Genomic DNA, 11,551 nt, shown 5'->3' on the forward strand with positions numbered 1-11,551 from the left:
CTTGTCCATGCAAGAGTAGGTCACCGCCAGGGGCTTTATCCAAAAACCCTCACCGCAAAACGGTGGGGGTTTTTCTTTTTGTCCTGACGAGCGCCGGCTCCGTCCCGACCCGTCGGTCTTTCCGGGCAGCGACCCCTCTGCCCCTGCTCGCTGCAGCGCTCCCGTTGCCGCGCCATGCGCGCCGTGGGACAACGACTCAAGGCGCAGTCCCCGGGCGCCGCTGGCACCGGCCTGGCGTCGACACATGGGGTGCCGTCGCAGGGCCCTGGTCCTTCCCCGACCTGGAGGCGGGCCGCCAAGGTGGCGTGGTCTTGAAGCCCCCCGGCTCGAAGGAGCAGTCCGGAGGGCAGCGATCCGCGCATCCCACCGCTGCCCGCCGCATAGGCTATCTGCCGGCTAGCTCCACACGACCGGAAAACATGGAGCATGTGGCCACGCGCTTGGTGCTCGTGCTGGCGAACGCCAAGTTGCCATGCGCCCACGGCGAATCGCGCGAAGGCCTTGGCAACATCCGCGAGTCCCAATAATCCGCGAGTCACTATCACGCTCAGAGGGGGCGGTGTGTACCCAGCTGTCGCTACCACCACTGCCGCTCCGCGCAGGAGCAGGTGGCGGGACAAGGCTACACGGGTTGACGACTGGCCGAGCGTGGAGGCTGCCGCTGTCTGATGTCGGAGTCCGCCCTGCCGGTAGGCTCACGCTTGTTTGCGCATGGCCAGTAGCGCGATTGCCCGACACGCCAGCCCGGTTCACTTTGCCGATCGCACGGTATGCAAGGCGCCGCAACCCATCGAGGCGTTTGTGCCTCCTCATTACCGGCCCCGATCGCCGGAACATTGCTCCCCGGTGCACGCCGCCACCGGCCAGCCGTAATGACCGCAGCCCGGCTGCCGGCTCGCCCGCCGCCAGGTGCGGCCAAGCTACCGCGGAGCCATGGCCGGCAGTGCGCGAAGGTGGCGCGCGGCGGCTGCGGCGCGCCAGCCGGATCTCAGAGGGCGTACTCGAACTGCTCGCGGAAGGCCTCCGCGAATTCGTCATAGGTGAAGCGCTGGTTCTGGGTCCCCGGATGCTCGACCTTGAGCGCGCCCATCAGGGACGCCATGCGCCCGATGGTCGGCCAGTCGTAGCCGCGCATGATGCCGAACAGCAGGCCCGCCCGGTATGCATCGCCGCAGCCGGTGGGGTCGACCACCTGCCGCTCGCGGGCGGGCGGGATCTCGACGATCTGTCCGCCGGTATAGATCAGTGAGCCGCGTGGGCCGAGCGTCACGATGTAGGCCTGGGTGCGGCTGGCGATTTCTTCGGCGCTCCAGCCCGTGCGCTGCTGCAGCAGCTGCGACTCGTAGTCGTTGACGATGACGTAGTTGGCCTTGCCGATCATCGAGCGGAATTCGTCGCCGTTGAACAACGGCATCGCCTGGCCCGGATCGAAGATGAAAGGCACGCCCCTCGCCGCGAAGTCGTCGGTGTGCTGCAGCATCGCCTCGCGCCCGTCCGGCGCCACGATGCCGAATTCGGCATCGGCCACGTCGCCCACGTGGTTGTGGTGCGAGCTGGACATCGCGCCCGGATGGAAGGCGGTGATCTGATTGTTGTCCAGGTCCGTGGTGATGAAGCACTGCGGGGTGAACTGGTCCTCGAACACACGCACACCGTCGAGGCGGATGCCGCAGCGAATCATGTGCTCGCGGTACGGTCCGAAGTCCTGCCCCACCGTCGCCATCGGCAACGGATCCCCGCCGAGCAGCTTCAGGTTGTAGGCGATGTTGCCGGCGCAGCCACCGAACTCGCGGCGCATCTGCGGCACGAGGAAGGAGACATTAAGGATGTGGACTTTGTCCGGCAGGATGTGGTTCTTGAACTGGTCCGGGAACACCATGATGGTGTCGTAAGCCAGCGAACCGCAGATGACGGCTGACATGATCGATCAAACCCCAGTGAGCGGCGCGGACGGGTAGTCGTCCGGCAAACCCTGCAATCCTAACGCGACGCTCCGTCCATGGCGACAGTCGCTTGCGCGGCGGAGCGGCGATCAGGCTCAGGAAATGCGCGCATCATCGCGTTCTGCAAGGCTTTCTTAACGTCTTTGCGCTTGCGTGGGTAGGGGCCGCTCACTAGACTGACACGCTTACATTTCTCTCTCCTGACGGCGCGCCAGGGCTCATGTTCAAGAAGTTTCGCGGCATCTTTTCCAACGATATTTCCATCGACCTCGGCACCGCCAACACGCTCATCTACGTGCGTGGGCAGGGCATCATCCTGAACGAGCCGTCGGTGGTGGCGATCCGCCAGGACCGCGGTCCGGGCGGTCCGCGTGCGGTGGCCGCCGTGGGTGGCGACGCCAAGCGCATGCTCGGTCGTACGCCCGGCAACATCGCCACGGTGCGCCCGATGAAGGACGGCGTCATCGCCGACTTCACCATGACCGAAGCGATGCTGCAGCACTTCATCAAGCAGGTGCACAAGTCGCGCATGCTGCGTCCCAGCCCGCGCGTGCTGGTCTGCGTGCCGTGCGGTTCGACCCAGGTCGAGCGCCGCGCCATCAAGGAATCGGCCGAAGGCGCCGGCGCCCGCGACGTGTTCCTGATCGAGGAGCCGATGGCCGCCGCGATCGGCGCCGGCATCCCGGTGCACGAGGCGCGTGGCGCGATGGTGCTGGACATCGGCGGCGGCACTTCGGAAGTGGCCGTGATCTCGCTCAACGGCATCGTCTACTCGCAGTCGGTGCGCGTGGGCGGCGACCGCTTCGACGAGGCGATCATCAACTACGTGCGCCGCAACCACGGCACGCTGATCGGCGAGTCGACCGCCGAGCGCATCAAGATCGAAATCGGCTGCGCCTTCCCGCAGAGCGAGGTCAAGGAGATCGAGATCTCCGGCCGCAACCTCGCCGAGGGCGTGCCGCGCATGTTCACGATCAACTCCAACGAGGTACTCGAGGCGCTGCACGAGCCGCTGTCCGGCATCGTGGCGGCGGTCAAGTCCGCACTGGAGCAGACCCCGCCGGAACTGTGCTCGGACGTCGCCGAGCGCGGCATCGTGCTGACCGGCGGCGGCGCCCTGCTGCGCGACCTGGATCGCCTGATCTCCGAGGAGACCGGCCTGCATGTGCAGGTGGCCGACGATCCGCTTACCTGCGTGGCGCGCGGCGGCGGCAAGGCGCTGGAACTGATCGACCAGCACGGCAGCGACTTCTTCGCGCCGGATTGAGCATGGCGCGGGGCGCCGCGATGCGGTGGCCGCGCTCGCGCAGGGGGGAATCGAGGTGTTTTGCTGACATGGGACCGAGGCCTGTCCGGCCACCCGTCCCCGGCCTTCTCCGTTATCGAGCGCGGCCCGCCCGTTGTGCCGTGCCCGCGCGTTCTGCCACGCTTGGCGACGGTGCTCACCGCTCCTTCCTTTTCGGGTTCTCTTGATGGGCCAGGAATCCTCGCCCCTGTTCGCCGGTTCGACCGGCACCCTGCGGCTGATAGGCTACCTCGCGCTGGCGATGGTGCTGATGGTGCTCGACCACCGCAACGGCTGGATGTGGCGCATCCGCTATGGCGCCGCGGTGGCTGTCGAGCCGTTGTATCGCCTCGCCGGCCTGCCGGTGGAGGGCATGCGCACGCTTTCGGTGGCCTTCGCCGATCGCCAGCGGCTGACCAGCCAGAACCAGCGCCTGCGCGAGGACCTGCTGCTGGCCAACGCCAAGCTCAATCGCATGGCCGCGGTCGCGCAGCAGAACCAGCACCTGAAGGAATTGCTCGATACCCAGCGCAGCCTCGAACTGAACGTGCAACTCGCCCGCGTCGTCGGCGTCGACCTCGGGGCCTTCCGTCATCGCCTGATGCTCAATGTCGGCGCCCGCGACGGGGTCACGCCGGGCCAGCCGGTGATCGATGCGCGCGGTGTCATGGGCCAGGTGATCCAGACCCTGCCGACCACGTCCGTGGTGATGCTGATCACCGACCCGAACAACGCGCTGCCGGTGACCGTCGAGCGGACCGGCCTGCGCACCATCGCCTATGGCTCGCGCGAGGGTGACCGGCTGATGCTGCCGACCATCCCGATGGCGGCCGACGTGCGCCCGGGCGACCGACTGCTGACCTCCGGCCTGGGCGGGCGTTTCCCGCCGGGCTTCCCGGTCGGCGAGATCACCCGTGTGGCGCCGGCGACGACCGGAATGTTCCTCGAGGCGCAGGCGCAGCCCGCGGCCGACATCAGCCGCAGCGAGGATGTGCTGCTTCTGCACGACCAGGCCGAACCGGTCGGGCCGCCCGAGCCGGTGCCTCCGATGGGGCCACCCGCGGACCTGGCACCCGGCGGGGCGGGGGCTGCCACGAAGGCCGCGCCGGCGGCGAGGGGGCGCCCATGAACCGGCAGCGCCTGGGGCTGTGGTGGTTCATCGGCACGCTGGTGGTCGCCCTGCTGGCGATGCTGGTGCCGCTGCCGGATGCGCTCGAGCCGTTCAAGCCGTATTGGCCGGCGCTGGTGCTCTTGTACTGGTCGCTCGAGTCGGGTGAGCGGGTGACGCTGGGCCTGGCCTTCACGATGGGCCTGGCGGCGGACCTGCTGAACGGCGCGCTGCTGGGCGAGCAGGCATTGCGCCTGACCGCGCTGGTATTCATCGCGCTGCGCTTCCGCTCGCGGCTGCGCTTCTTCCCCATGTGGCAGCAGACCCTGGCGGTACTGGCGCTGCTGCTCAACGACCGCATCCTGCTGACCATCGTGCGCGTGTTCGCCGGCGATGCGTTGCCGCCGGCGAGCTGGTGGATTTCGCCGTTCGTCGGCGCGGCACTGTGGCCGTTCGTGTTCCTGCTGCTGGACGACCTGCGCATGCGCCTGCGCCTGCAATGAGATGAAGAGGCGGCGCGCACTGAAGGATCCCCGCGGCGAGGCGGCGCTGTTCCAGCGGCGCTCGCTGGTTGGCTTCGCGCTCATCCTGCTCGGCCTGCTCGCCCTGTCCGGGCGCTTCTTCTACCTGCAGGTGATGCGCCACGACGAGTTCGTGACCCGCTCGCAGAACAACCGCGTCAAGCCCAGGGTGATCCCGCCGGCGCGTGGCCTGATCTACGACCGCAACGGCGTGCTGCTCGCCGACAACGTGCCGGCGTTCCGGCTCGAGGTGGTGCCCGAGCAGGTGCCCGACATGACCGCCATGCTGGCGCAGATCGGCGCGGTGGTGCCGCTGGACGAGGACGACGTTGCCGACTTCAGGAAGCGGCTGAAGCAGAGCCGTCGCTTCGAGAGCGTGCCTCTGAAGATGCACCTCTCCGAGGATGACATCGCCCGCTTCGCGATCAACCGCTGGCGCTTCCCCGGCGTGGACGTGGTGCCCTACCTGACCCGCCACTATCCCTATGGCGAGTTGTTCGCGCACGTGATCGGCTACGTCGGTCGCATCGACGCGGACGACCTCAAGCGGCTCGACCCGGATCGCTACCAGGGCACCAGCCACGTTGGCCGCAGCGGCATCGAGCGCTCCTACGAAGACGTGCTGCACGGCACGCCGGGCTACGAACTGGTCGAGGTCAATGCCGATGGCCGCACCCAGCGCGTGCTGGAGACCCACGCGCCGATCCCGGGCAAGAACCTGTATCTGTCGATCGACGTGCGCATCCAGAAGGCCGCGATGGCCGCATTCGACGGCCGCGCCGGCTCGGCTGTGGCCATCGACCCGCGCAACGGGCAGGTGCTGGCGATGGTCAGCGTGCCGAGCTTCGATCCGAACCTGTTCGTCAACGGCATCAGCAGCGCCGACTACAAGGCACTGACCACGGCGCCCGACAAGCCGCTCTACAACCGCGCGCTGCGCGGCATGTATCCGCCCGGGTCCACGGTCAAGCCGTTCCTGGCGCTGGGCGGCCTGGCCTACGGCATCCGCAAACCGGGGGACACCGTGCTGTCCACCGGCGAGTTCTGCCTGCCCGGCGCGACGCGTTGCTATCGCGACGACAAGCGTGGCGGCGACGGCGTGGTGGACATGGTCGAGGCCATCGAGAAATCGACCAATACCTATTTCTACAAGCTGGCGCTGGATCTCGGCATCGACCGGCTGAGCGACTGGATGGGCCGCTTCGGCTTCGGCAGGAAGACCGGCATCGACCTCGATGGCGAGGAAAACGGCATCCTGCCTTCGCGCGAATGGAAGCTGCAGCACTCGCGCCAGCCCTGGTACCCGGGCGAGACCATCATCGCAGGCATCGGGCAGGGCTATTGGGCGGTGACGCCGTTGCAGCTGGCCCATGCGGTGTCGATCCTCGCCGGCAAGGGCATCCCGCGCGCACCCAGGCTGGTGATGGCCACCCAGGACGGGGTCGATGCGCCCAGGAAGCCGCTGCCCAACTTGCCGACCGGGCCCTCGCTGGTAAGCGATCCGGCCCACCTGGACGTAATCAGGCAGGGCATGGAAGCCGTGGTGACCAGCGGCACCGGCAAGAACCAGTTCATCGGCTTCCCGCTGGTGGTCGCGGGCAAGAGCGGCACGGCCGAGCGCTTCTCGCGCACCACTTCCGCCTACGACACCAACAAGAACACGGCCTATCTGGCGGCGCGCCATCGGGCCTGGTTCGAGGCCTTCGCGCCGGCCGACGACCCGAAGATCTCGGTGGTGGCGATGCTCGAGGCCGGCGCGTGGGGCGCGGAGGCCGCCGGCCCGATCGTGCGCACGGTCATGGAGTCCTGGCTGGCCACCCAGGGGGGCGCCCCGACCCGGCCGCAGGCCCCCGCGACCGGTCCCGTGCCGCCCAACCAGGTCGGGAACGCGCCCGCGCCGACCGGTGGAGCCACGCCATGATCGCCATGCTCCATGCCCGCGCGCGCCGCTTCCTGCGGCGCATCCTGACCCGGCCGCGGATCGACCTGCCGCTCGCCGCGGGACTCCTGGCGCTCGCATCGGTCGGCCTGATCACCCTGTACAGCGCCGGCGGCGGCGACCTGCGCCTGGTCGGCGGGCAGGCGGCGCGCTTCGTGCTTGGCGCCATACTGCTGCTGCTGATCTCGCGCATCCCGCCGACCGTGCTGCGCAGCTGGACACCCTGGCTCTACGCCGGCAGTACCGCCCTGCTGGTGGTGGTGGCGATCCTGGGCGAGGGCCGCGGTGCCGATCGCTGGCTGGACCTGGGCTTCATGCGCTTCCAGCCATCCGAGCTGCTCAAGCTGACCATGCCGATGATGGCGGCCTGGTATCTGCACCCGCGCCAGCTGCCGCCCAGCTGGAAGGACATGGCCGTGGTCGGCCTGCTGATCGCCGTTCCGGCCGGGCTGATCGCCAAGCAGCCGGACCTGGGCACCGCGCTGCTGGTGGCCGCGGCCGGCGCCTTCGCCTTGTTCCTCTCCGGCGTCGCCTGGTGGCGCGTCGGGCTGCTGCTTGGCATCGCCGCGGGGATGGTGCCGGTCGGCTGGCACTTCATGCACCAGTACCAGCGCGACCGCGTGCTGACCCTGCTCAACCCGGAGGCCGACCCGCTGGGCAACGGCTGGCACATCATCCAGTCGCAGATCGCGGTGGGTTCGGGGGGCATCTTCGGCAAGGGCTGGATGCACGGCACGCAATCGCGGCTGGACTTCCTGCCCGAGCACACCACCGACTTCATCTTCGCTGTGTTCTCGGAGGAGTTCGGCCTGGTCGGCGTGGCCTGCCTGCTGGCCCTGTACGCCTTCATCATCGGGCGCTGCCTGTGGATCGCGATGGCGGCACGCGACACCTATTCGCGCCTGCTGGCCGGCGCGATCGCGATGAGCTTCTTCGTCTACGTGTTCGTCAACGGCGGCATGATCGCCGGCATGCTGCCGGTGGTCGGTGTGCCGCTGCCGTTCGTCAGTTACGGCGGCACCTCGGCGGTCAGCCTGCTGAGCGGTTTCGGCGTGCTGATGTCGATCCACGCCAACCGCAAGATGCATGACTGAGCGGTGCCGCTCCGGCGGCCCGATCCGCCCCCGGATCGCCGGCACGCGCATGTTAGGCTTGGGTGCGATGTCGATCCGCGCGGTATTCCCCATGTCCCTCCTTCGCTCGTGCCGCCTGTCCGGCGTGCTCGCCGCCCTCCTGCTGGCCGTCGCCCCGGCACACGCCGTGGAGACGACCCATCCCGGCCAGGCCGAGCTGGTGCGCGAGGTGGCCCGCGATACGGGCAAGGACCCGGCTGGCTTGAACGCGCTGCTCAGCGGCGCGCAGATGCAGCAGTCGATCATCGACGCGATGAACCGCCCGGCCGAAGCCAAGCCGTGGAAGGACTACCGGCCGATCTTCATCACGCCCAAGCGCATCGACGAGGGCGTGGCGTTCTACCGCGAGCACCGCCAGCTGATCGAGCGCATCGCCCGACAGTACGGCGTGGCGCCCGAGTACCTGGTCGCCATCCTCGGCGTGGAGACCTTCTACGGTCGCAACACCGGCAAGTACAAGGTGCTCGATGCACTGGTCACGCTGGGCCTGTATTACCCGCCCCGCGCGAAATTCTTCCGCGAGCAGCTGAAGGTGCTGCTCGAACTTCCCGCCGGTCATCTCGGCGGCCCGCTGGACACGCTCACCGGCTCCTATGCCGGCGCGCAGGGCTGGGGCCAGTTCATGCCCTCGAGCATCCGCGACTTCGGGGTGGATGCGGACCACGATGGCCGCATAGACCTGCAGGGTTCGCTGCCAGACATCCTGGCCAGTGTCGCCAACTATTTCGCCGGCCACGGTTGGGAGCGCGGCGGGCCGGTCGCCGCGCGGGCGCAGCCGGATACGACGCCGCGCCCGCTCGAGGTGCCCGACGCGCAGCCGCGCTGGCCGCTGGAGCAGCTGGAAGCCTGGGGCTATGCACCCGTCGAGGCCCTCGACCCGGGTCGCCTGACCAGCCTGCAGGCGCTCGAGGGCGGCAACGGCCGCGAATACTGGTTCACCTTCCAGAACTTCTACGTCATCACCCGCTACAACAAGAGCCCGCTGTACGCCCTGGCCGTGCACCAGCTGGCCCAGGGCATCGCCGCCGGCGTGCGCTCGGCGGACGCCGTGCCATGAGCTGGCGCGCGGGCCTCCTGGTGGTACTCGCGCTGGCGCTGGCCGGCTGCGGCGGCCCGCACCCGCGGCCCTCAAGGGGTGGTACGGCCGTGGGGCCGCATGCACAAGGCAGCCACGGCGGTTTCCGCGACGACATCAGCCGCCCGCAATCCAGCCGCTACCACGACAACGACGACAGCGTGCCGCCGCCGATCGACGTCAGCACGATCCCCGAGCCGGTGCCGAAGGTCGAGCCGCGCTCGCTGTACGGCAACAAGTCGCCCTATACCGTGCTCGGCAAGACCTACCGCGTGCTGCCGGACGCGCGCGGCTACGACGAGCGCGGCATCGCCTCGTTCTACGGCGCCAAGTTCCACGGCTACAAGACCTCGAGCCTGGAGAACTACGACATGTACGCCTTCAGCGCCGCGCACAAGACGCTGCCGCTGCCGAGCTACGCACGGGTGACCAACCTCCGCAACGGCAAGAGCGTCATCGTGCGCATCAACGATCGCGGGCCGTTCCACGAGAACCGCCTGATCGACCTCTCCTACGCCGCGGCGGTGAAGATCGGGATCTGGCCCAAGGGCACCGGTCTGGTCGAGGTGCGCGCGATCGACCCGGCGCATCCGGACGATGCCGCGCCCGCGGAACTGACCGGCCAGCCGGCGGTCCCAACGGGTGGCGCCCACCCGGCGATCTGGCTGCAGGTGGGGGCTTTCGCGGACCTGGCCAACGCCGACCGCGTGGCCAACCGGCTCCGGTCGGCCAGGCTGGCGCCTGTGCAGGTGACCGACGTGGAGGTGGGCGGGCGCGACATCCGCCGCGTGCGCGTGGGCCCGCTGGACGACGTCGGCCAGGCTGACCGGGTCATCGACCAGATCGAACAGCTCGGCCTTCCCCGGCCGCAGGTCGCGGTAGACTGAGCGATGCATTTTTTGCTGGCGCGCGGGGCGCCGGCCACAGCAACGGGATCGATACCGACGATGAGCTTTTTCCGCCGTACCCTGACCACCTTTGCCGCCGCCGCGCTGGTCGTCGGCGCCGCCTTCGCGCAGCAGACGCCGCCGAAGCCTTCGCCGGTGCCGCGCCCGACCGTGCCGGAGGCGCCGGTGCCGCCGCCGCCGGACGTCGACGGCAAGGCCTGGGTGCTGATGGACTACGCCACCGGGCAGATCCTGGCCAGCAAGAACCCGGACGAACGCGTGGAGCCGGCCTCGATCACCAAGATCATGACCGACTACGTCGTTTCCGCCGAGCTGGGCAACGGCAAGATCAAGATGACCGACCCGGTCACCATCAGCGAGCACGCCTGGCGCGGTGGCGGCGCCGGTACCGACGGCTCGACCAGCTTCCTCAAGCTCAACAGCCAGGTCCCGCTGAAGGACCTGCTGTACGGCATGATCATCCAGTCGGGCAACGATGCCGCGATCGCGCTGGCCGAGCACACCGCCGGCTCCGAGGGAGCGTTCGCCAACCTGATGAATGCCTACGCCAAGCAGCTGGGCATGACCAACTCGCACTTCGAGAACGCGTCGGGCTACCCGATCGAGAACCACTACACCACCGCGCACGACATCGCGATCCTCTCGCGCGCGCTGATCCGCGACTTCCCGGACGACTACGCGATCTCCGCGGTCAAGCAGTTCGAATGGAACGGCATCAAGCAGGGCAACCGCAACACGCTGCTGTGGCGCGATCCCAGCGTGGACGGCATCAAGACCGGCCATACCGCCGCGGCCGGCTACTGCCTGGCCGCCTCGGCCAAGCAGGGCGACTCGCGCATGATCGCCATCGTGATGGGCGCAAGTTCCGAGAAGGCGCGGGCCGACTCGGCCATGGCGCTGCTCAACTACGGCTTCCGCTTCTACGAAACCCACAAGCTCTACGACGCCAACAAGCCGCTCGCCACGCCCAAGCTGTGGAAGGGTGAGGCGGACACCCTGCCGATCGGCATCACCCGGCCGCTGGACGTGACCGTCAAGCGCGGCCAGTACGACCAGCTCAAGGCGGCGATGGACATCCCCGCCACGCTGATCGCGCCGTTCAAGAAGGGCCAGCAGGTGGGCACCCTGCGCGTCACGCTCGACGGCAAGCCACTGCAGTCGATGCCGCTGGTGGCGCTCGACGACGCCCCGCCGGGCGGCTTCTTCAAGCGCCTGTGGGATACCATCCTGCTGTGGTTCCACGGCGGCAAGAAGGACGCCGCGGCGGCCACGGCCCCTGCCGCGGACACCAAGTAATGCACGAAATCGACTTCAGCCAGGCGAAGAAGGAAGGCAAGGGCTTCCAGTTCCCGGGTGAGTTCGAGATCACCGCGCTGGGCGACGCCAGCGCGGACCTGCCCAGGCGGGTGCCACGGATCCTCGAGGGCGAGGGCCTGCATGTCCTGCACGAGACGGTCAGCCAGCGTGCCTCGCGCGAGGGCAAGTTCGTTTCGGTGACGGTCAGCTTCCGCTGCGACAACCGCGAGCAGTACGACAGAGCGCATGCCGCGCTGCGCGCCGATCCGGCGATCCGCTACACGCTCTGAGATTGGCGCCCTCTCCCCGCCGCGGAGAGGGCTGGGGTGAGGGGCCGAGCTTG

The 11,551-nt window shown here is 68.7% G+C and carries 10 protein-coding genes; 9 read left to right on the forward strand and 1 reads right to left on the reverse strand.

Annotated features, from left to right (window positions below; translation table 11 throughout):
• Nucleotides 1-988: 988 nt before the first annotated feature.
• The gene (locus tag VFH59_RS17150; RefSeq protein ID WP_325166134.1) at nt 989-1,921 is read right to left on the reverse strand and encodes a carbohydrate kinase family protein; all 933 of its coding nucleotides are present in this window, start codon (nt 1,919-1,921) and stop codon (nt 989-991) included.
• Between the two features lie 242 nt (nt 1,922-2,163).
• On the opposite strand from VFH59_RS17150, the gene VFH59_RS17155 reads away from it, so the two are divergent.
• From VFH59_RS17155 to VFH59_RS17195, 9 genes are all read left to right on the forward strand, one after another.
• Complete coding sequence (locus tag VFH59_RS17155; protein WP_325166135.1) at nt 2,164-3,210, forward strand: rod shape-determining protein; 1,047 nt, start codon at nt 2,164-2,166, stop codon at nt 3,208-3,210.
• 205 nt (nt 3,211-3,415) lie between these two features.
• Nucleotides 3,416-4,357: a rod shape-determining protein MreC gene (gene mreC, locus VFH59_RS17160; RefSeq protein ID WP_325166136.1), complete on the forward strand. Its 942-nt coding sequence runs from the start codon at nt 3,416-3,418 to the stop codon at nt 4,355-4,357.
• Nucleotides 4,354-4,839, forward strand: coding sequence for a rod shape-determining protein MreD (mreD, locus tag VFH59_RS17165; RefSeq protein ID WP_325166137.1), 486 nt, complete (start codon nt 4,354-4,356; stop codon nt 4,837-4,839). Before mreC ends, mreD begins: the two co-directional genes overlap by 4 nt.
• Nucleotide 4,840: 1 nt before the next feature.
• Nucleotides 4,841-6,778, forward strand: a complete 1,938-nt coding sequence (gene mrdA, locus VFH59_RS17170; RefSeq protein ID WP_325166138.1) for a penicillin-binding protein 2 — start codon at nt 4,841-4,843, stop codon at nt 6,776-6,778.
• Entirely contained in the window at nt 6,775-7,890 is a 1,116-nt protein-coding gene (gene rodA, locus VFH59_RS17175) for a rod shape-determining protein RodA (RefSeq protein WP_325166139.1), read from the forward strand. Before mrdA ends, rodA begins: the two co-directional genes overlap by 4 nt.
• 91 nt (nt 7,891-7,981) lie before the next feature.
• Nucleotides 7,982-8,986 (forward strand): lytic murein transglycosylase B, encoded by a 1,005-nt coding sequence (gene mltB / locus VFH59_RS17180; RefSeq protein WP_325166140.1) that lies wholly within the window; start codon nt 7,982-7,984, stop codon nt 8,984-8,986.
• On the forward strand, nt 8,983-9,891 hold the full coding sequence (locus tag VFH59_RS17185; RefSeq protein ID WP_325166141.1) for a septal ring lytic transglycosylase RlpA family protein: 909 nt from the start codon (nt 8,983-8,985) through the stop codon (nt 9,889-9,891). Before mltB ends, VFH59_RS17185 begins: the two co-directional genes overlap by 4 nt.
• Nucleotides 9,892-9,951: 60 nt before the next feature.
• Nucleotides 9,952-11,208 carry a D-alanyl-D-alanine carboxypeptidase family protein gene (locus VFH59_RS17190; RefSeq protein WP_325166143.1) on the forward strand — a complete coding sequence of 419 codons (1,257 nt, stop codon included), beginning with the start codon at nt 9,952-9,954 and terminating at the stop codon, nt 11,206-11,208.
• Nucleotides 11,208-11,498, forward strand: coding sequence for a YbeD family protein (locus tag VFH59_RS17195; RefSeq protein ID WP_325166144.1), 291 nt, complete (start codon nt 11,208-11,210; stop codon nt 11,496-11,498). The genes VFH59_RS17190 and VFH59_RS17195 overlap by 1 nt, the downstream gene beginning before the upstream one ends.
• Nucleotides 11,499-11,551: the final 53 nt, after the last annotated feature.

The sequence above is a fragment of the Frateuria sp. genome (genome assembly GCF_035695185.1).
GTDB lineage: Bacteria > Pseudomonadota > Gammaproteobacteria > Xanthomonadales > Rhodanobacteraceae > Frateuria_A.

What these genes read in the sequence shown, in the direction of transcription:
- rodA (WP_325166139.1), top strand. Translation starts at nt 6,775, where the DNA reads ATGATCGCCATGCTCCATGCCCGCGCGCGCCGCTTCCTGCGGCGCATC.
- VFH59_RS17155 (WP_325166135.1), top strand. Translation starts at nt 2,164, where the DNA reads ATGTTCAAGAAGTTTCGCGGCATCTTTTCCAACGATATTTCCATCGAC.
- VFH59_RS17195 (WP_325166144.1), top strand. Translation starts at nt 11,208, where the DNA reads ATGCACGAAATCGACTTCAGCCAGGCGAAGAAGGAAGGCAAGGGCTTC.
- VFH59_RS17185 (WP_325166141.1), top strand. Translation starts at nt 8,983, where the DNA reads ATGAGCTGGCGCGCGGGCCTCCTGGTGGTACTCGCGCTGGCGCTGGCC.
- VFH59_RS17150 (WP_325166134.1), bottom strand. Translation starts at nt 1,921, where the DNA reads ATGTCAGCCGTCATCTGCGGTTCGCTGGCTTACGACACCATCATGGTG.
- mreC (WP_325166136.1), top strand. Translation starts at nt 3,416, where the DNA reads ATGGGCCAGGAATCCTCGCCCCTGTTCGCCGGTTCGACCGGCACCCTG.
- mreD (WP_325166137.1), top strand. Translation starts at nt 4,354, where the DNA reads ATGAACCGGCAGCGCCTGGGGCTGTGGTGGTTCATCGGCACGCTGGTG.
- mltB (WP_325166140.1), top strand. Translation starts at nt 7,982, where the DNA reads ATGTCCCTCCTTCGCTCGTGCCGCCTGTCCGGCGTGCTCGCCGCCCTC.
- VFH59_RS17190 (WP_325166143.1), top strand. Translation starts at nt 9,952, where the DNA reads ATGAGCTTTTTCCGCCGTACCCTGACCACCTTTGCCGCCGCCGCGCTG.
- mrdA (WP_325166138.1), top strand. Translation starts at nt 4,841, where the DNA reads ATGAAGAGGCGGCGCGCACTGAAGGATCCCCGCGGCGAGGCGGCGCTG.